This window comes from Salinimicrobium sp. 3283s (genome assembly GCF_039602225.1).
Taxonomy (GTDB): Bacteria; Bacteroidota; Bacteroidia; order Flavobacteriales; family Flavobacteriaceae; genus Salinimicrobium; species Salinimicrobium profundisediminis.
Genome location: NZ_CP143631.1, coordinates 1,183,984 through 1,203,418 on the forward strand (window position 1 = coordinate 1,183,984; position 19,435 = coordinate 1,203,418).

17 protein-coding genes and 1 tRNA gene are annotated in these 19,435 nt (G+C 40.8%); 4 read left to right on the top strand and 14 right to left on the bottom strand.

Annotated features, from left to right (window positions below; genetic code table 11):
- Positions 1-37: 37 nt before the first annotated feature.
- The 9 genes from VS868_RS05195 to VS868_RS05235 all read right to left on the bottom strand — a co-directional run bounded on the left by VS868_RS05195 (position 38) and on the right by VS868_RS05235 (position 9,716).
- Complete coding sequence (locus VS868_RS05195; RefSeq protein ID WP_345599417.1) at positions 38-259, bottom strand: hypothetical protein; 222 nt, start codon at positions 257-259, stop codon at positions 38-40.
- Positions 260-310: 51 nt separating this feature from the next.
- A complete protein-coding gene (locus tag VS868_RS05200; protein ID WP_345599418.1) occupies positions 311-1,531 on the bottom strand; it encodes a hypothetical protein in 1,221 nt (406 codons plus the stop codon).
- 94 nt (positions 1,532-1,625) lie between these two features.
- Complete coding sequence (locus tag VS868_RS05205; RefSeq protein WP_345599419.1) at positions 1,626-3,905, bottom strand: nitric-oxide reductase large subunit; 2,280 nt, start codon at positions 3,903-3,905, stop codon at positions 1,626-1,628.
- Positions 3,906-3,991: 86 nt separating this feature from the next.
- Positions 3,992-4,720 carry an iron-sulfur cluster repair di-iron protein gene (ric, locus tag VS868_RS05210; protein ID WP_345599420.1) on the bottom strand — a complete coding sequence of 243 codons (729 nt, stop codon included), beginning with the start codon at positions 4,718-4,720 and terminating at the stop codon, positions 3,992-3,994.
- 194 nt (positions 4,721-4,914) lie between these two features.
- Complete coding sequence (locus VS868_RS05215) at positions 4,915-5,727, bottom strand: universal stress protein (RefSeq protein ID WP_345599421.1); 813 nt, start codon at positions 5,725-5,727, stop codon at positions 4,915-4,917.
- 95 nt (positions 5,728-5,822) lie between these two features.
- Complete coding sequence (locus VS868_RS05220; protein ID WP_266068380.1) at positions 5,823-6,875, bottom strand: response regulator; 1,053 nt, start codon at positions 6,873-6,875, stop codon at positions 5,823-5,825.
- Positions 6,872-8,143, bottom strand: a complete 1,272-nt coding sequence (locus VS868_RS05225) for a PAS domain-containing sensor histidine kinase (RefSeq protein WP_266068379.1) — start codon at positions 8,141-8,143, stop codon at positions 6,872-6,874. The genes VS868_RS05220 and VS868_RS05225 overlap by 4 nt, the downstream gene beginning before the upstream one ends.
- A 203-nt stretch (positions 8,144-8,346) precedes the next feature.
- Complete coding sequence (locus VS868_RS05230; RefSeq protein WP_266068378.1) at positions 8,347-8,559, bottom strand: hypothetical protein; 213 nt, start codon at positions 8,557-8,559, stop codon at positions 8,347-8,349.
- A gap of 320 nt (positions 8,560-8,879) precedes the next feature.
- Positions 8,880-9,716 carry a universal stress protein gene (locus tag VS868_RS05235; protein ID WP_266068376.1) on the bottom strand — a complete coding sequence of 279 codons (837 nt, stop codon included), beginning with the start codon at positions 9,714-9,716 and terminating at the stop codon, positions 8,880-8,882.
- A 167-nt stretch (positions 9,717-9,883) separates the two neighbouring features.
- Here VS868_RS05235 and rimP point away from each other — a divergent pair, with 167 nt between their 5' ends.
- From rimP to infB, 3 genes are read left to right on the top strand one after another with little or no spacing between them, the layout of a single operon-like run.
- Complete coding sequence (gene rimP / locus VS868_RS05240; RefSeq protein ID WP_266068375.1) at positions 9,884-10,348, top strand: ribosome assembly cofactor RimP; 465 nt, start codon at positions 9,884-9,886, stop codon at positions 10,346-10,348.
- Positions 10,349-10,360: 12 nt separating this feature from the next.
- Complete coding sequence (nusA, locus tag VS868_RS05245) at positions 10,361-11,605, top strand: transcription termination factor NusA (RefSeq protein WP_345599422.1); 1,245 nt, start codon at positions 10,361-10,363, stop codon at positions 11,603-11,605.
- A 31-nt stretch (positions 11,606-11,636) separates the two neighbouring features.
- Positions 11,637-14,447 carry a translation initiation factor IF-2 gene (gene infB, locus VS868_RS05250; RefSeq protein ID WP_345599423.1) on the top strand — a complete coding sequence of 937 codons (2,811 nt, stop codon included), beginning with the start codon at positions 11,637-11,639 and terminating at the stop codon, positions 14,445-14,447.
- Between the two features lie 238 nt (positions 14,448-14,685).
- Here infB and VS868_RS05255 read toward each other — a convergent pair whose 3' ends face one another.
- From VS868_RS05255 to trxA, 5 genes are all read right to left on the bottom strand, one after another.
- Entirely contained in the window at positions 14,686-15,033 is a 348-nt protein-coding gene (locus VS868_RS05255; RefSeq protein WP_266068372.1) for a response regulator, read from the bottom strand.
- Positions 15,034-15,069: 36 nt separating this feature from the next.
- Positions 15,070-17,097 (bottom strand): PAS domain S-box protein, encoded by a 2,028-nt coding sequence (locus VS868_RS05260; RefSeq protein WP_345599424.1) that lies wholly within the window; start codon positions 17,095-17,097, stop codon positions 15,070-15,072.
- 327 nt (positions 17,098-17,424) lie between these two features.
- Positions 17,425-17,498: transfer RNA gene (locus tag VS868_RS05265), tRNA-Asp, on the bottom strand.
- An 86-nt stretch (positions 17,499-17,584) separates the two neighbouring features.
- Complete coding sequence (locus VS868_RS05270; RefSeq protein WP_345599425.1) at positions 17,585-18,514, bottom strand: DUF58 domain-containing protein; 930 nt, start codon at positions 18,512-18,514, stop codon at positions 17,585-17,587.
- 91 nt (positions 18,515-18,605) lie between these two features.
- Positions 18,606-18,923 carry a thioredoxin gene (trxA, locus tag VS868_RS05275; RefSeq protein ID WP_266068369.1) on the bottom strand — a complete coding sequence of 106 codons (318 nt, stop codon included), beginning with the start codon at positions 18,921-18,923 and terminating at the stop codon, positions 18,606-18,608.
- A 309-nt stretch (positions 18,924-19,232) separates the two neighbouring features.
- Here trxA and VS868_RS05280 point away from each other — a divergent pair, with 309 nt between their 5' ends.
- The gene (locus VS868_RS05280; protein ID WP_266068368.1) at positions 19,233-19,376 is read left to right on the top strand and encodes a hypothetical protein; all 144 of its coding nucleotides are present in this window, start codon (positions 19,233-19,235) and stop codon (positions 19,374-19,376) included.
- Positions 19,377-19,435 lie beyond the last annotated feature (59 nt).

The window sequence follows — 19,435 nt, forward strand, 5'->3', positions numbered from 1 at the left end:
AAAAGGAAGTTTTTTTCTCGGGTATTAATAAATGACCTTATTCTTCGATCTTAGGATGGTCTTCATACCAGTCATTAAAAGTCTTTTTTGTAGAATAATCATCTACAAGCACCTTATAAACGGTTAAAAGCCACCAGGCCTGCCCCACCAAAACGGCATAAAATACAATGTTATAGGGAGCATTGTAAAATACAAGCGCGGCCACCAAAACCAGAAAAATAGTAGCTATAACTACGTAAAAATGTGCTGACAACTTCATATCTTCAATTTAGTGAAGAGCCAAAGGACACGCAGTTAAGAGATTACTAAATCAGGGATTTTTAGCAGAAGTTTGACGTTTGGTTAAGATGTTCTTAATAAGAAGAATACCTGCCGTTAATGGCAAAAACAGGCTGCAGTAGGCAAGCCAGCGAAAATAGCTCTCAAAAAGTGCCATTTCCTGCCAGGTAATAAAGCCTTTGTAGAAGATAAGCGTTTCGGTAGCCAAAAAAGCCGAAAAGTACAGCCAAAATACCCACTTCGGAAGGCTTAGCAACCGGTAATGTGTGAGAAAAACAAAAAGAGAAACAGTAACTACGCCCAGAAACACCCAATGCAGGTAACCTATGACAAAGTCGGGGAAACTGAAGGCGAGATTTGCGAACCACGGCAAAGCTGAAAACAGCTGCAAAATAAGCTTAAAGGCAAGTGCAGCGCCTGCTATCTTCAGTAAAAGTTTCAAAAATGCGGAAAAATGAAGTTGCTTCCAGAAGGGCGAAATGATCTTCCAGAAATTAACGAACGCCATAATCTGAAATATCGCTCCGGCACCACCCAGCAGATAAAAGATCCAGTGTGGTTCTACCCAAAGCACAGACAGGAAAAAACTCAAGATTACCGCTACATTAATCTGCCAAAAGAATCTTCTAAAATGCCCTTTTTGAGGCCTCAGGTCTTGTTGCTCCATGAAATAAAAGAAAATTCCCAGCAAAGCGAGGATGAACCAGGCATTGTATTGAAAATGCAGGTAGTAATAGATCGCCATTTTATACCAGATGCTCGCACTACCCATAGTGGCCATAATTCCGCCCAGGGCCCAGGGGCCAATGCTGGAGAAAACCATGTACCAAAGTGCAGCTCTTATAAGCTTAAAGGAATAGGTGGTTTTATACTGTGAAGGAGTCTTCTTCAGGATGAACCAGGCCATAAAATAGGAGGCAAAGAGAAAAAGTGTAGAAAAAGTGATTGAAAAAAGAGCGTACCCGGTAAACGGAAAGGTGAGCATCATTCCTATTAATGTGACCTGCGCAAACCAGAATATTCTTTTATAGATTTTTCCGAAGCCAGCTTCAGCAAAATACATTTTATAGATCATTGTGGTGAGGGCAATATAAACCCAGCCCAAAAGGGCAATATGAGAATGCGAATGAACTACGTACCGAAAATTTGCAGGAATAGGGATTACAAAAAAGAATCGCAGGAATGTTCCCAGCAGCCCCACGAGAAAAAAATATCCCAGAGCAATATTGGTGTGCTTCTTTAAACTGATCATTTTTTAAAAGTAGGAAAAAGAGAGGAGGCAAAAAACTGCATTTTTGACACCCCCTTTACGGGAGCAATGCCAGCTCTTTGCCTCCTCCTTTATTTTAAGCTTCCTGATGTTCTTTTTCGAGTACTTTCTTCTTATCGGCCGGTAGCTTTTTACGGCTGTCAAGACTAAAGACGAACCATACGAAAGCAAAGAGGCCGATAGCAAATATAGTATCCCCAATAGCCCTCAACCAGCGCAGGGTATCCATTCCGGGTTGTTGCATGAAATCGGCTGAACGCGCATACCACATTCCTTCATTCACACTGGCAACCGTTTGAAGTAAACCTATAGGAAGTATACTTAACAGCACCATAAGAATAAGCCCGATATTAATAGACCAGAAAGAGAAACTAAGCAGCTTGTCATTCCAAACCTGCACTCTAAAAAGGCTTCTTAACACAAATAACATGAGACCGATTCCAAGGAACCCATACACCCCGAAAAGTGCAGTGTGTGCGTGAACGGCTGTGGTGTTAAGGCCCTGCATGTAATAAAGCGCAATTGGAGGATTTATGATAAAACCGAAGATCCCTGCTCCCAGGAAGTTCCAGAAGGCTACAGCTATAAGGCAATAGATAGGCCACTTATAATCTTTAAGCCATGCGGTTGCCCTGGAAAGTTTGTAATTCTCATAAACTTCGTACCCAATCAAAACAAGAGGTACAACTTCAAGGGCACTAAAGGTAGCCCCCAAAGCCATAACCGCAGTTGGAGTACCACTAAAGTACAGGTGGTGAAAAGTTCCTAAAATACCTCCTGAAAGGAAGATAATGGTAGCCAAAAGCACACTTAGCGTAGCGGTTTTTGTTCTCAACAAACCTAACCTCACGAAAAGGAAAGCAGATACCACGGTAGCAAACACCTCAAAGAAGCCTTCTACCCAAAGGTGAACCACCCACCAACGCCAGTATTCGGCGATTGCAAGATTGGTTTGACGCCCCCACATAAGACCAGCGCCATAGAATAAGGCAATTGCAGCAGAAGAAACCAGGAACATAATAAGCAGGTTCCTTTCTGAAGTTCTTTGTCTAATCACAGGAATGAGCGGTCTTACCATAAGTGCCAGCCACACGAACAATCCCACAAAGAGAAATATTTGCCAGAACCTACCTAAATCAACATATTCATAACCCTGGTGCCCGAACCAGAAGTTCTCGGCTAATCCAAGTTTTTGCATAATTCCCATCCATTGCCCGGCCATAGAACCAAATACAATAACCAGCAGGCAAACAAAGAGGAAGTTCACTCCAAATTTTTGAAACCTCGGATCTTTTCCCGAAACGGCAGGCGCAATGTAAAGCCCTGTTCCTAACCATGCAGTGGCAATCCATAAAATACCAAGCTGCACGTGCCAGGTTCTGGAAATGGAGTAAGGAAGAATATCGGCGAGGTTGAGACCATAAAAACCGTCACCCTCCACACCATAATGCGCAGTCACCACACCAAAGGTCACTTGTATGAGGATAAGCACACAAACTATCCACATATACTTTTTCACGGCGAGCATAGAAGGAGTAAGGGTTTGATCCATTAGCGGATCTCTTACCGGTCTTTCCAGCTCTTCTTCCTCTTTCATCCTGGCGTGATAGAACACCATTATTCCTATTCCTACAAGAAGAAGGATAATACTGAACCCTGTCCATATTAATAGATCACCCGTAGCTTTATTGCCAACAAGGTCATCTGGAGGCCAGTTATGAGTATAAGAAACTTCACTTCCGGGTCTTTCGGTAACTGTTGCCCAGGTGGCCCAGAAGAAAAACCCTGCCATTTGATGCATCCTGTCCTCATCCTTAATAGAATTTTCAGGGATAGCATAAAAGTTCCTCAGTTCATCAAGCTCAGGGTTGTTCATAAAAAGCCCCTTATAATAATCGCTGAGATGTACTACCGCCCTGGCTCGCATAGGAGAAATTGTGATAACATTTTCAGCTTCGTTATAAGTATTCTCTCTTAACTCCAGCTGCAACCTTCTTTCCAGAAGCGCCTGCTTTTCACTTTCAAGTTCATCATAGGGCAGGTTGTAATCATCCTGAGACCACTCATTAAGAATAAACAGCGCTTCGCGGTGAAGCCAGTCTGCAGTCCAGTCGGGAGCCTGATAAGCCCCATGACCCCAAATGGAGCCAACTTCCTGGCCACCCATACTTTGCCACACATTTTGCCCATCTTTGATATCCTGACCTTCAAAGATAATTTCACCCTCGGTAGTAACTATCTTCTCGGGCATTGGTGGTGCTTTTTGATAAATTTCAAAGCCGTAGTAACCCAGAACAGCAAAGGACACCGTTATGACCAGCAAGAAAGCGATCCATAATTTTTTTTCTTTACTCATATTTAAGTCATTAAAAGCCGAAAAGGAAACCCGAATAAGCAGGTTTTCAGTTTCGGCGGAATTAGGGATTTATCCTATTTAATTCACTATTGATTAGAACGCAACTCTTTTTCAAGTAAAAGAGATTTTGGAAAAAGGATGTTATTTTCAAGATGCACGTGCTGGTGAAGGTCTTGTTCAAATTCTTCAAGTTTGGCATAATAAGCCTTATAAGTGTTACAGGCACCTTGTGGAGGTGTGTAATTATTGCTCAATTTGGCAATCCTTCTAAGCAGTTCCCCGGCATCTTCATGTTCGGTCTCCATCATTTTAATAGGATTGTCTACACTTCCAAAATGAGCAACAGGTAGTTGGGTATTCTCTTTTTTAGCTCTTACCATTTGTTTAATGAACGGGAAAAGGATCAATTCTTCCTTTTTCAAATGAGCACTAAGCTCTCCTGCAACTTCTTTCACCAGTTCTTTTATTTCCAAAAGTTCGGTATAGTGTGATCCATGAACCTGCGCCACTCTTGCAGAATACTGAAGCAATAGTGGAATATTCTCTTCTACATAAGAGTGGTGAACGTTTATAATATGATCTGTAAGAAAATCAAGCTCCCATCTGTTATAATTTGTAGCCCTTGAATTTGTTTGATCTACATTGAGAAGTTCCTGGGTTAGCAGGTTGTAATCAACATTATATTTTTCACAGGCTTTGTGGAGGCTTATTCCGCCACCACAGCAAAAATCAATTCCGTGCTTTTTAAAAATGTGTGCAGTTTTAATGTTCTCGGTCACCATTTCTGCAACTGTTTTACTCTGTAAATTTTCCATGATCGTATTATTTTAGATTAACAGGAGTTTAAATTTGAGTTACAAAGATGGCGCAAGCAAAGAGGCTTGTTTATGAGGTGAGTCATATAGGACAATTATGTCCTATTAATTTGTGTTAAAAAAAATTGGCACCTCCTATAGTTGAAGATGCCAATCAAAAAACAAACTAAATAATACTAATCTAAAACAAACTATTAACCATGTAAAACCAGTAATGGCAACTGGTTTATAAAAGGAATATTCTCATTTTCCTCATTGCGCAGAAACTTTTGGCAGAGGTTGAGATTTTTTGCCGCTAACACGATCATGTCTACATCGCGATTGGCAATAAGGATTTTTTTAGGGTTTTGATCTCTCGAGGTGTAATAGGTTTGCAACACGGGAATCCTTGGGGAAAATGAATCCTGAAGAAATTCCCTGTTCTCTATTTGCTCTACCGAGGGTTCTGTTTCACTACTAAAGATCTCAAGGATCTTCACATTGGCTTTTGAAAGTGAAGCAAGATTTAAAAGGGTACGCAACACCTTACTGCCGTAGTGTATTTTATAATCTGTAGGAAAAAGGATTTTCTTGTGCTCCTTAAAGGAGGCATGTTCAGAAATGGCCAGCACGGGACATTTCACCTTCATCATCACATCGGAAGTATTTTTTCCGATAACCACACCTTCCTTGTTTGTTTTTCCTTTAGTTCCCATAAGAATGAGATCTATCTGTTTCTCCTGCACTTTGGCTCTTACAGCATTGATAAGATAATCGGCTTTAAAACATACATTGTAGGTGTGTTCTGGGTTGGTACGGATACTTTCCAACCAATTGATGAGCTTGTCAAAATTGTCTTTGACTTCAGAAGACATAGACATATAGCCAGTCGTCATTTTATCTACCGGAACCGGGAATACATTCAGCAAATGAAAATTGCAGGGAGTATCCTTAAAGAACTGCAGCGCATATGCTGCAGCATTCCTGCTATTTTCAGAAAAATCGGTAGGCAAAAGGATATTCATCATCAGTCACATCTATTTACCCAGCAAAAATATGCAGGAAGACAGGCTGAAAAAATGATAAACATCAGTTATTGAAGTATTCTAAAGAATAAGCAGAATCAACTGATTTTCTTGAGGGCCTCTACGTTGAGCAACTTTATATTACGGCCTTCAATCTCGAGTAATCCTTCTTTTTTAAAATCAGAAAGTGTACGGATAAGGGTTTCTGAAGCCATACCTGCCACACTGGCAAGATCACTCCTGGAGATCCTGATGCTCTGGGTTGGATGCCTTCTTATTTTTTGGGAGAACAAGAGGATGGTTCGTGCTGCTTTTTTTCTTACAGATCCATAAGCCATTTCAAGCAGTTGCTCTTTAATACCTGCAATATTATCACCCATTACATCGATAAGTTCCAGCGTAATATTGCTGTTTTTCATGAGTATTTGCTTCAACTCCTCTTTTGAAACCGCATAGACCCGGGTTTCTTCCATAGCGGTGGCATATTCACTATAGGCATCACTCTTTTTAAAGGAAGTATTTCCAAAAAAATCTCCTTCTTTATATATAGAGGTAATAAGCTCCTTCCCGTACTCGTCCATACGGTGGCTTTTTACCACGCCTTTATCAACAAAGAAAAAGTGGTTACCCAGCTTCCCTTCTTCATAGATGGTTGCACCCGCCTTGAAAGTTTGCTGCTCGTACTTTTTAACTTCTTCCCTAAGCTCCTGGAGAGAATTAATTTTTTGCTGGGTTTCTTCTGAAGCATCAGGCTGGCCGTTCTCCTGAAGCTTGCTCAAAATTGCCACTTTTGCCAACCGGCTTTCTATAGCACTCATAAGCTCTTCTTCTTCAAAAGGCTTCGTGAGGTAGTCATCTGCCCCAAGATCCATTCCGCGGCGAATATCCTTATGCTCGGTTTTTGCTGAAAGAAAGATAAACGGAATATGCCGGGTTTGCGGATCCTGAGAAAGAGCCTCAAGAACACCATACCCATCCATTTCGGGCATCATAATGTCACAAACAATGATATCGGGCAGTTCCTGCCTTGCCACTTCAAGACCAGAGCGCCCGTTTGCTGCTGTGATCACATCATATTCTGCCAGCTCCAAAAGTTCAGCTGTATTTTCCCGTACTACGGTATCATCTTCTATAAACAATACTTTTTTCATTCTTTCACTATAGGTAATTCTACAATAAATTGTGTTCCGCGGTTTTCTTCACTACTAAAAGAAATGGTTCCTCCCAAATTCTCAAGATGTACTTTGGCAATGTTAAGACCAATTCCCGTACCCTGATTTAATAGGGCATTTTCGGCCCTAAAATATCTTTCAAAGATATGTTTTTGATCTTTAGCAGGAATCCCCATTCCCTCATCGGTCACTAAAAACCTTATCTTCTTTGCTTCAACTTCTATTTCAAACTTAATAAGAGTATCCTCGGGAGAATATTTTATGGCGTTGCTCAATAAATTTGACAACACGAGCTCCAGTATTTTTTCATCCTGGTGCAACACTATATTATCAATGTCTCGTGTATATTCAATATTTTGACCGCTCTTTAAGGTGACGTTGGCATTGTAAACAACCTCATTCACCACCTTACTAAGGCTAAAACTGGTAAATTTATAGTTCACCTTACCACTCTCTAACCTTTCAATAGACAAAAAGTCATTTAGAATATTGTCGAGGTAGTGCACCTTGCTTTTTATGGTATTGAGATGCTTCTCGCGTTTTTCCTGTTGTTCTTCGAGCTTATACTTTCCGGCAAGAACCACCGAAGTTAAGATCCCGCTAAGGGGCGTCTTAAATTCATGAGACACCAGGGAAAGAAATTTAGTTTTTAGATCACTGAGTTCCTTTTCCTTTTGAAGGGCAGTTTTAATGCGGTTCTCAGCCTCTTTACGGCGTTTAATTTCCAGTTCAAGACTTTTATTGGCATTTTGGAGCTTTTGAATACTCTCTTCCAATTCTTTTGTCCTTACTTTGATTTTCCCTTCCAACTCATTATTGAGTTCCGTAATTTGCCTTTGCGCCTCCTTCCTAACAGAGATATCTATTATAAGAGACATCACGTACCTCTCCTCTCCAATTTGAAACGGATTAAGGCCGGCTTCTACAGGGAATTCATCGCCGTTCTTTTTAACACCATACAAATCTCGCCCATGGCCCATTTGCCTTTTTTCACTGTCTTTTAAAAAACCTTTAAAATGAGTGGGATGAGCAGAACGGTATTTTGGCGGTATCAGGAGGTTTAAAGGTTTCCCTTTTAGTTCTCCTTTATTGTACCCAAACATATTGTCTGCAGCCAGGTTACTGCTCACTATTACCTGATGGGTGTTAACAACTATAATACCTTCTGAAGCAGCTTCAAAAAGTACATTAAATACGGTCTGGTCTGTTTCAAATGTTTCCAGGTGATTATCTGCGGCAGTGCTCAATACCAGATTTTTTTTAGATGAAGGTCAAATTTAAACAATTTAGAATAACTCAGGCCTTAAAGGCAAACAGAAACCAAAAATGCCATTTTTGAAGGGTCTATTAATAAAGGATCCGGGGAGAAAAATATTCCTCACCGGATCCTTTGTTGCAGTTCTACTATCAACAACATCATACATTCAATCGGGCACCTGTAAAACCACAACTATGCTGCGTGCTCCTCTTCGGGAGAGACATAGTCTTTATCTGCCGGCAAAAGGCGGCTTGCAAGTTTGGTAACACCCATAGCTATAAGCACGGCGGTGATTACAAAAAGCAGGAATTTCACCATAAGATTATCCTCCAGCACACTGCTGTAAAAAGTGAGAATAATCTCTATAGCCAAAAAAGCTAATTGTAAACTTGCCTTTAATATCATATAAAAAGAATATGGGGTAAAGATACGTTTGTAGCAAATTTTTTTAGGCCTGTTTTCAAGGTTTGACGCAAATTTAACGTATGGCTTTCAATTGCTTAACTCAAACGAGTGAGTTGGCTTAAGCAATAAAATTAAACCCTACTGAAGCCATAACCCGTACTGCTGTTTCGACTTCAGGTTTTCCTGTTAATTTATACACTTCAGCATTAGCTAAAAAGCTGCCAAAAAAGTGATTCAGAAGAAAAAATCTTCCGCAGAAATCCTGAAGATCAAAAGCAAAGACATAGAAACCCACCTCTCAAAAAAGGCATTTTGAAATGCTATTTTTCGAGCCTAAATGTGATCACCGGGCTGTTTGCATGATTTACGAGATCTTCACTGATGCTTCCATTAAAAAAATGCGACAGGCCTTTGCGCCCATGAGTAGCAATTCCCATAAGGTTAGCATTAATTTTTTTAGCAAAATTTAAGATTCCCTGTTCTACAGAATCATCATTAAAGACATGGAATTCGTAATTATCGAAATCTACACCTTCCATATATTGCTTCAGTTTTGTATCACATTCATTGGAAGTCACAAATTCGTTTGCAGTGTTTACATACACAAAATGAAGGCGAGCTTTAAATAGATCTGCCAGCTCAATCACTTTTTTAAGCACTTCCCTCCCAGTAGTTTCGAGGTTGGTTGCAAAAACAAAATCATTGACCTCAAATGCAGCATGATCATTCTTGACTACCAGTACAGGAACCTTAGAAGTTCGCACCACTTTCTCGGTATTTGAACCAATAAACATTTCTTTTAAACCAGATGCACCCTGTGAACCCATGACAACAAAGTCGCAATTGTGCTTCTCGCTGGCTTCCAAAATGCCGTCAAATGCTTTATTTACTTCCACTATATCATGCACTTTTATATTTTTAAGATAAGGGCGGGAAAGAAGTTCATCAAACCTCTTTTTGGCCAGTTTCATAAAATATATAGCTTCGGGCAAATCGTTGGAACGGGTCTCTCCTACTGGGTTTACCATATCTACAGGCAACTCGATTAAATGCAAAAGATAAATTTTGGCATTGAATTTTTGAGCGAGTTGAGCGGCAACTTTTAAGGCATTTTCAGCCTGTTCCGAAAAGTCGGTAGGCACTAGGATATTTTTCATAGCAAATTGTAAATAGGTAAGGTTGATTTAGTTATAAAACTACAAATATTTTTTCATTCTAATTCTTGTTTTCGTTCTACAAAAATATTACTATATTTGCACCGTTGAAGGGAAAAAAGAACAACGAGGGGACAAAAAGTCCCCTCTTTTTATAGCCAAACCCGCGAATGTTACGAGAGAAAGTAGAAAAATTACTGCAAGAAGCTTTCGAAGAAAATAATTCATTATTTTTAATTGAGCTCAACGTTAACGACTCAAACCATATTACAGTCATAATTGATGGTGATAAAGGAGTGTCTGTAAATGATTGTATTGCGGTAAGCCGTAAGATTGAACATAACCTTGATCGCGAAGAACAGGATTTTTCACTGGACGTATCGTCGGCTGGCGCTTCCAGCCCCCTGGAAATGCCACGGCAGTACCAGAAAAATATTGGAAGAATTCTTGCGGTAACCACAACTGAAGGAGATAAGATCGAGGGCACATTGACCTCTTTTGAGGATGAAAAGATTACCCTCAGGTGGAAGGCCAGAGAGCCTAAACCTGTTGGTAAAGGAAAAGTGACCGTAAATAAAGAAGCCGTCTTGCCTTTAGAGGATGTAAAAGAGGCAAAGGTGGTAATAACATTTTAACAGACATAGGATATGGAAAATATCGCGTTGATAGATTCGTTTTCAGAATTTAAGGATGATAAGTCTATAGATAAGCCAACATTAATGGCAATACTTGAAGAGGTATTGCGTAGTGCGCTTAAAAAGAAGTACGGAGAAGACGATAACTTTGATATTATTGTAAACCCCGATAAAGGGGATCTTGAGATTTGGAGAAACCGGGTTGTTGTGGCCGATGGAGAAGTAGAAGACCCTAACCAGGAAATTTCCCTTACTGAAGCCCGTAAAATTGAACCCGATTTTGAAGTTGGGGAAGATGTTTCTGAAGAAGTGAAGTTGATAGACCTTGGGCGCCGTTCCATTCTGTCTTTGCGTCAAAATCTAATTTCAAAGGTTCACGAACACGATAACACCAATATTTACAAGCACTTTAAAGAGCTTGAAGGAGAGATCTATACTGCTGAAGTTCACCACATTCGCCACCGCGCGATAATTTTACTGGACGATGAAGGTAACGAGATCATACTTCCTAAAGATCGCCAGATACCTTCAGACTTTTTCAGAAAAGGGGAAAATGTGAGAGGAATTATTGAAAGCGTGGAATTAAAAGGAAATAAGCCTGCCATTATTATGTCAAGAACTTCTCCCCTATTTTTGGAGAAACTTTTTGAGCAGGAAATTCCTGAAGTATTCGATGGCCTGATTAATGTTAAGAAGGTGGTTAGGATTCCAGGAGAAAAGGCAAAAGTAGCTGTAGACTCCTATGATGACCGTATTGATCCTGTTGGAGCCTGTGTGGGGATGAAAGGGTCAAGAATACACAGTATTGTTCGCGAATTGGGCAATGAAAATATTGACGTGATCAATTTCACTACAAACAATCAATTGTTAATCACCCGTGCTTTGAGTCCGGCGAAAATCACTTCTCTTAAGATAGACGAAGAGAACAAGCGGGCCGAAGTAATGTTAAAACCCGAAGAAGTTTCAAAAGCGATTGGACGTGGCGGGCATAACATAAGATTGGCAGGACAATTGACAGGTTATGAAATAGACGTGTTTAGAGAAGGTGTTGAAGAAGATGTTGAATTAAGAGAATTTGCAGATGAGATCGATGCATGGGTCATCGAAGAATTTGCTAAAATTGGATTTGATACAGCAAAAAGTATATTAGAACAGGATGTAGATGATCTTGTCAAAAGAACCGACCTTGAAGAAGAGACTATTCGTGAGGTGATGAAGGTTCTAAGAGAAGAATTTGAAGAAGAGAATAAAAGTTAAGAATAAAAGAGGATAATTTAGAGGGCAATTTATGGCTGAAGCGAAGACAATGCGATTAAATAAGGTGTTACGCGAGTTCAATATTTCGTTGGATCGTGCCGTGGAATTTCTCAATTCCCAGGGCCACGAAATAGAGGCGCGTCCCACTACAAAGATTTCGGGAGAGATTTATCAGGTGCTTTCTGATGAGTTCCAGACCGATAAGAGTAAGAAGGTAGAGGCGAAAGAAGTTGGAGAAGAAAAGCGCAAGGAAAAAGAAAGCCTTCGTCTTGAAAGAGAGAAGGAACAGGAAGAAAAGCGCAGACAGGAAGAGAAGCAGGAGGTTATACGAGCCAAGTCAACCCTGGAAGGCCCAAAACAGGTAGGCAAGATCGATCTCGATAAACCAAAAACAACTGCTTCGGAAAAAACCGAGCCTAAGGCAGAAGAGCCAAAAGCGCCTGAACAGCCACAGGCCAAAGCTCCCGAAGCCAAGGAACCGGAAGCTCCAAAGCCTGAAGCTCCAAAAGCAGAAACTCCTAAAGCAGAAACTCCAAAACCTGAAGCTCAACCCGAACCTTCAAAACCTGCAGAGAAAGAAGCAGCAGCTCCAAAACAGCAGGAAGAGGCCGGAAAGCAAAAAGAGGATGAGGCTCCTAAAAAGGAGACTAAACCAGAAGCTTCAGAAGAAAAAACAGAAGAATCTTCAACTCTTGCCACAAAATATCAAAAGCTTAGTGGCCCTAATTTTACAGGTGAGAAAATTGACCTTTCTCAGTTTAAGAAGCCTGTAAAAAAGAAAGAAGAAAAAGATAAAAAAGCTGAAGACGACAAGGATAAACGCAAAAAGCGTCGCCGTCGTATTAGCAAAGACGTAAAAGGTGCACCTGGACAAGGTGGAGCCGGAGCGAAATCAAAACCAGGTGCTGGTAAACGTACCCGCCCGGTAACCAAAGAAGAGCCTAGCGAGGAAGAAGTACAAAAACAAGTACGGGAAACTCTTGAGAAACTTCAGGGTAAATCCGGAAAAGGTCGTGGTGCCAAATACCGTAGAAATAAAAGGGATACTCACCGTCAAAGGACTGAAGATGCCCAGCTAGAAGAAGAGAACAAGGTATTAAAGGTTACCGAGTTTGTTACCGTAAGCGAAGTCGCCACGATGATGGATGTACCGGTAACTCAAATTATCTCAGCGTGTATGTCACTGGGAATGATGGTGACCATGAACCAGCGTCTCGATGCCGAAACCCTTTCTATAGTAGCCGAGGAATTTGATCATGAAGTAGAATTTGTTACAGCCGATATTGATGAGCCTAAAGAAGAGGTTCCTGAAAATCCTGAAGATCTTATTCCACGAGCTCCAATTGTGACCGTAATGGGACACGTTGACCACGGTAAGACTTCCCTGCTGGATTACATTCGTAAAGAGAATGTAATTGCCGGGGAAAGTGGAGGGATTACGCAGCATATTGGTGCCTACGGAGTAAAACTGGAAAATGGTCAAAAAATCACATTTTTGGATACTCCGGGTCACGAAGCCTTTACAGCTATGCGTGCCAGGGGTGCACAGGTAACCGACCTTGCTATTATTGTTGTAGCGGCCGATGATGATGTGATGCCTCAAACAAAAGAAGCGATCTCTCACGCCCAGGCTGCAGGAGTTCCTATAGTGTTTGCAATTAACAAGGTGGATTTACCAACAGCAAATCCAGAAAAGATAAAAGAAAAACTAGCGGGTATGAACCTGTTGGTTGAAGATTGGGGTGGTAAGATACAGTCACATGACATATCTGCCAAAACAGGACTTGGAGTGAAAGAGTTACTGGAAAAAGTACTCCTTGAAGCCGAAATCCTTGAATTGGAAGCCAACCCAGATAAGCTTGCTAACGGTACAGTAGTAGAAGCCTACCTCGATAAAGGTAGAGGATACGTATCAACAATTCTCGTACAATCTGGTACGCTTAAAATTGGAGATTATGTACTTGCCGGAAGACACAGTGGTAAAGTTAAGGCAATGCAGGATGAGCGTGGAAAAGACGTGAAAGAAGCAGGCCCTTCTACACCCGTATCTATTCTTGGTCTTGACGGTGCCCCACAGGCAGGAGACAAGTTTAAGGTAATGGCCGATGAGCGCGAGGCTAAAGATATTGCTGCCAAGCGTACTCAGCTGCAACGTGAACAGTCTGTAAGGACTCAGCGTCACATTACACTTGATGAGATTGGACGTCGAATTGCCCTTGGTGACTTTAAAGAACTTAACATCATCCTTAAAGGTGACGTGGATGGTTCGGTAGAAGCACTTACCGATTCATTCCAGAAACTTTCTACTGAAGAGATTCAGGTGAACATCATCCATAAAGGAGTAGGTGCAATTACCGAAAGTGATGTATTGCTTGCTTCGGCATCAGATGCGATCATCATCGGATTTAACGTAAGGCCTGCCGGAAATGCCCGCACAGTCGCTGAAAAAGAAGAAATAGATATCAGAACATATTCGATCATCTATGACGCTATCAACGACCTGAAGGATGCTATGGAAGGAATGCTTTCTCCTGTGATGAAAGAAGAGATTACAGGTAATGCAGAGATAAGAGAAATATTCAAAGTATCTAAGATTGGTACCATCGCTGGTTGTATGGTGACAGACGGAAAAATCTACAGAAACTCACGAATTAGACTTATACGAGACGGGGTAGTTGTTTACACCGGAGAACTTGCCTCTCTTAAGCGCTTTAAAGATGATGTGAAGGAAGTTTCTAAAGGTTACGACTGTGGTCTACAGATCAAGAATTACAACGACATTCACGAAGGTGATGTAGTAGAATCCTTCCAGGAAGTAGCTGTGAAGAAAAAGTTGAAATAACAAATAGAATATCAGTATAGAAACATAAAAAGGCTGCCTGAATAAGGCAGCCTTTTTATTTATAAGACATTTTAGAAAACTTCATTTCTTCTACCAGATATAATTGGAATATTTACAATCCTTAATGTTTCAGAAAAAACAGCAGGAATCGCTTAATAAACAAGTGGAGCAAATTGCCTACTTATCCCCATCCCCTTTTAAGACCAAGAAAAAGGACCACAAGCCACTGAATTTACTGCTATGCAAATTGTTTCTCGATCCTTTGGAGTAGTTCATCCACATCAAAAGGTTTGGCAATAAAATCATCTGCACCTTCGGTCCTGCTAATATCTGCATGGGCAGACATGAGAACTACAGGAATTCTTTTAGTCTCATCACCTTTTTTCAACTCCCGGCAAAGATCTACACCGTTGCCATCGGGCAACATAATATCAAGGAGGAATAGATCGGGTACTTTTTCGGGAACGGTTTTATGAAAAGCCCGGGCAGTAGGAAATGTCTTCACTACATACTGCTGACTTTCCAGAAGAAATTCTAATAATTCCCTAATTCCGTCGTCATCTTCTACAATAAATATCTCTTTCATCACAACATTTTTTTAATCAGGAATAATTAAAACTCCTTATATAGCTTTTACTTTTTTCAACTTTTGAACTGCCAGTGGCAGAATTAGAGAGAATTCAGATCCCATCCCATATTCACTAGCCACTTCAATACTACCTCCATGCCTGTCTATGATCTGTTTGGTAAGGTACAAGCCAAGCCCCAGCCCACTTATACCTTGAGTGTCTTCGGCCCGATAAAACCTGGTAAACAACTGCCTTCGCTGCTCCTCGGTTAAGCCTATGCCCATATCTCTCACCTTCACCACCATATTTTCTCCAACTACCTCGAGATCTACAAAGATCTCGTCAGCTTTCGGGGAGTATTTAATGGCATTGGTCATCAGGTTAAGGATTGCCTGTTCTATTCTTTGTTTGTCCCCTTCAATAATGACTGAATCATTCCACAATGTTCCGGTGACCCGGTGAGACTGCGAAGAATAAGAGAAGGTCTCCACAATTTCCTTCAGCATTTCCCTAACATCAAAAACCTCGAGATTAAAATTGAGCTGCCCCGATTCTATTCTTGACATATTTAGTAGGTCTTCTACAAGCGTATTTAGTTTATCAACCTGGCACAGGGATTTATCAAGAAATAGCTGAGAAACTTTATCGGCTTTCTTTTTTGACAGCACCTGTAAATACCCTTTTATGGTGGTAAGCGGAGTCTTTAACTCATGACTCGCCAGGGCTATAAATTCATCTTTTTTCTCACTTAATGATTTCACCTGCTCAAAGAGCTTGGAGTTATCAAGAGAGACGGCTGCCTGGGCAGCGATATTGATCACAAGCAATTCATGCTCGGCGGTGAACTTCCCGGCCTCCGGATGCCCGTATAACAATCCGCCAATTACATTTCCGTTTTTTGAAATTACCGGGATAGCCAGGTAACTCACCACTGAAAAATGCCCTTTTGGCATTCCATTATAAGGCGCATTCTTGCCAAAATCGCCGTGTTTGGTTACATCATCTATCCGCACCACTTTCCGGTCTCTAAAGGTAGGCAGGAACAAATCTGTATGACGCGGCATAGCCATATGGTCAAAGATCTCCCTTGGCGCACTCGAAAGGGTAAATAATTGGAAGGTGTTTCCTTTATCGTCACTGTTATTATAGAAAAAGGCACCAAATGCAGCCCCGGTGAGACTGGTTGTGGCATCGGTTACCCGCTGAAGGATTCCTTCAACATTAAGATTTTCTGAAATACTTTTCCCGACTGTATTTAGAGTCTCCAGATTCCGTATATATTTTTTCATGGCCGCCTGTGATTCAATGCGGGCAGTAATATCACGGGCAACTTTTGAGGCCCCAACTATATTTCCTCCGGAATCTTTTACAGGGGAAACGGTAATAGAGACGGGAATCTCTCTCCCGGATTTGTGTTTCCGGATAGTTTCAAAATGGTCAATTTTTATCCCTCTCTTGATCTTGTCCAGAATGACATCTTCTTCATTAAGCCGATCCTCCGGAATTAAAAGGGTAATAGACCGGCCCACAACTTCTTCTTCGGTATATCCAAATATTTCCTGTGCCCCCCTGTTCCAGCTTGCTATGATGCCCTGTAAATTTTTACTCACTATAGCATCATCTGAAGATTGCACTATGGCCGAAAGGGTCTCTTTTTTGATATGATCCCGCTTTTGATCGGTAATATCTACCAGTGTACTGTGCACCCCCTGCAACCCGCCTTCTTTTCCGAAGATAGGCCTGGGAAAAACCAGTAAGAATTTTGAAGAACCATCGGGACATTCAATTCTAATCTCACTACTCTCCTCCCGGCATCCTTTTTTTAGAACCTTTGCAATCGGTATTTCTTCCAAAGGCATAGGTTTACCATCGGGATAAAACATTTTCCAGGAACCACACCAGTACTCTTTGCCCAGGGTGGGAGTTCTTCCCCACAACTTTACGGCTGCTTTATTGAAATAGGTGAGCTTACCTTGTGCATCACATAAATAATTAGCAACGGGGGAGTCATCAAGCAGCTGCCTGAACTCCACGCCCATTCCTCCCGAACCACCTATTTCGGGCTCATCATTGCTTTGCATCTTTTGTCGTGTTTATAAGGCGCCCAAAAAAGGCGTTTTGAGTTAAACCTCTCTTTTTAAGAAAATTCTGTAATAGAATTTAAAGATAAGTCTTAGGAACAATATTAAAAGCTAAAAAACCAACCTTATAATTCCTTTAACATGGATTGAGCATCCACTACAAAATTCGCAAAGTGCCATAAAACAAAAAAGCCCTTCCCTCAAAGGGAAAAGCTTCTCATTGGTTTACTTCTAAACCCAGGTAAGTCAAAGACTTACCACAAACAACACAACTACTCTTTATTGCCAAAAAAAGCTCCCCAAATTGAGGAGCTTCTTTGCAATTTGCGGTCTGGACGAGACTCGAACTCGCGACCCCCTGCGTGACAGGCAGGTATTCTAACCAACTGAACTACCAGACCGTTGCTTTATTGCGAGTGCAAATATACAGCACATTTTCAGTTCTACAAACGTTTTTTAAAATATTTTGAAAGTATTTTTTACTCCCCTAAACAAACTTCTGACGTTCAACTAAATACGTAAGTAAAATTTTTTCAAAATTTTCATTAGTATCGGCCTGTACGTATTTAATTCCATACTGCGCACACTTCAGCTTAAGTCTGCTAAAATAGGTGTTCACCTCCTGCAAATAGCTATCTCTCACATTATCAGCATAAAGGTCTATTTTCTCGCCCGATTCAACATCTGTGAAGCGATGAGGCTCTTCTCCAAAATTAAAACTGAACTCCTTTTCCCTGTCCAGAACATGAAACAAAACCAGTTCATGCTTGTTGTATTTTAAATGCCTTAGCGCTTCAAAAAGCTTCTCCTCCTCCACTTCTTCCTGGAACATATCAGAAAAGAAGAAGATGAGCGACCGCCTCTTCATTTTTTCGGCTATTTGATGCAAATAGGTGTACGTAGCTGTACTCTTATTGCCCACGGGGCGGCTTAGGGTCTCTTCAAGCACATGTAGCAGCATACGGCGATGCCTGTCGCCTCCTTTTTCGGGTGCGTAATATTCATATGCATCGCTGTATATACTAAGGCCTACAGAGTCCCGCTGCTTTTTGAGTATTTGCATTAGACATGCCGATGCTAAAACAGAAAAACCTATTTTATTGAGGTTAGAAAGGCTTTGATCCCTTTTCTCCGGAAAATGCATGGAAGCAGAGTTATCCAGTATCAAATGGCACCGTAGATTGGTTTCTTCCTCATATCGCCTGGTAAAGAGCTTATCGGTCTTTGCAAAAAGCTTCCAGTCTATATGCCTGGTACTCTCGCCGGGGTTATAAACCTTATGCTCTGCAAATTCTGAAGAATACCCGTGAAAAGGACTTTTGTGAAGCCCCGAAATAAATCCTTCCACAACCTGCCTGGCCAGTAACTCCAGGTTAACAAATTTTCCGGAATGGTGAATCTCCTGCTCTAACTGCATTTCTGAAAATTTCTATCCAAGGTACAAATTATAAGGCATAAAAAAATCCGGGGAACCCCCCGGATCTCTTTATATCTAAACTTGTGATCTACTATAGCAGTTGATCCAGCGCTTCGGCATAAGTATTCTTAGGAGCAACTCCTACCTGTCTTCCCACTACTTCACCATCTTTAAAGATCAATACAGTAGGAATGTTTCTCACACCGTATTTTGCAGCAAATTCCTGGTTTGCATCTACGTCAAGCTTTCCAACTACTGCTTTCCCTTCATATTCTTTACTAATATCATCAATGATAGGACCTACCATTCTACAAGGGCCGCACCATGCTGCCCAAAAATCTACCATTACAGGTTTGTCGCTTTTTAGTACTTTCTCTTCAAAAGTAGCGTCAGTTATTTCTAAAGCCATATTTCTCGTTTTAGTTCATTGTTCTACTACAGACAAAAATAGGTAAAATTATAAGGACTCAATACCTTAAGAAAATCAGATTTACCTATCTGCTCATTGTCACCTCCTATAAAAGGCCTTTTCACTCCTCAAAAATGTAAGAAAAACCTTTCGTTATTTTCACCAGTTTAACCCTTCATCTGGTAATTTAGATATTAAACGTTTTATCTGAAATATCAATAATTAGCATTTAAGATTTCGTTATCTTTAATATCTAAGTAATTAAAAATCAGCGTTTATTCGTATAACTTTACCCTAAAAAACATTGCCATGTCTGCACTCTCTCACCTCTGGAAAGAACAAACTGAAGGTTTTTCATTTGTTCAGAAAATTATCATCGGAACTATACTCACTTTCATTCTTGTTACAGCTGTTTTTGCACTTTACCTGGTATATCTGGAACTACAGAAATAGCCTGAAGCACGACTGAAGTTTTACCCGATGAAGAAAATTTGTCGGGAATGAAATATTTA

Bases quoted from the DNA above. Each gene is read 5' to 3' on its own strand.
- VS868_RS05235 (WP_266068376.1), bottom strand. From the start codon at position 9,716: ATGAAAAATATCCTAGTGCCTACCGACTTTTCGGAACAGGCTGAAAAT.
- nusA (WP_345599422.1), top strand. From the start codon at position 10,361: ATGGAAAATATCGCGTTGATAGATTCGTTTTCAGAATTTAAGGATGAT.
- VS868_RS05280 (WP_266068368.1), top strand. From the start codon at position 19,233: ATGTCTGCACTCTCTCACCTCTGGAAAGAACAAACTGAAGGTTTTTCA.
- ric (WP_345599420.1), bottom strand. From the start codon at position 4,720: ATGGAAAATTTACAGAGTAAAACAGTTGCAGAAATGGTGACCGAGAAC.
- trxA (WP_266068369.1), bottom strand. From the start codon at position 18,923: ATGGCTTTAGAAATAACTGACGCTACTTTTGAAGAGAAAGTACTAAAA.
- VS868_RS05205 (WP_345599419.1), bottom strand. From the start codon at position 3,905: ATGAGTAAAGAAAAAAAATTATGGATCGCTTTCTTGCTGGTCATAACG.
- infB (WP_345599423.1), top strand. From the start codon at position 11,637: ATGGCTGAAGCGAAGACAATGCGATTAAATAAGGTGTTACGCGAGTTC.
- VS868_RS05220 (WP_266068380.1), bottom strand. From the start codon at position 6,875: ATGAAAAAAGTATTGTTTATAGAAGATGATACCGTAGTACGGGAAAAT.
- VS868_RS05215 (WP_345599421.1), bottom strand. From the start codon at position 5,727: ATGATGAATATCCTTTTGCCTACCGATTTTTCTGAAAATAGCAGGAAT.
- VS868_RS05195 (WP_345599417.1), bottom strand. From the start codon at position 259: ATGAAGTTGTCAGCACATTTTTACGTAGTTATAGCTACTATTTTTCTG.
- VS868_RS05260 (WP_345599424.1), bottom strand. From the start codon at position 17,097: ATGCAAAGCAATGATGAGCCCGAAATAGGTGGTTCGGGAGGAATGGGC.
- VS868_RS05270 (WP_345599425.1), bottom strand. From the start codon at position 18,514: ATGCAGTTAGAGCAGGAGATTCACCATTCCGGAAAATTTGTTAACCTG.
- VS868_RS05230 (WP_266068378.1), bottom strand. From the start codon at position 8,559: ATGATATTAAAGGCAAGTTTACAATTAGCTTTTTTGGCTATAGAGATT.
- VS868_RS05255 (WP_266068372.1), bottom strand. From the start codon at position 15,033: ATGAAAGAGATATTTATTGTAGAAGATGACGACGGAATTAGGGAATTA.
- VS868_RS05200 (WP_345599418.1), bottom strand. From the start codon at position 1,531: ATGATCAGTTTAAAGAAGCACACCAATATTGCTCTGGGATATTTTTTT.
- rimP (WP_266068375.1), top strand. From the start codon at position 9,884: ATGTTACGAGAGAAAGTAGAAAAATTACTGCAAGAAGCTTTCGAAGAA.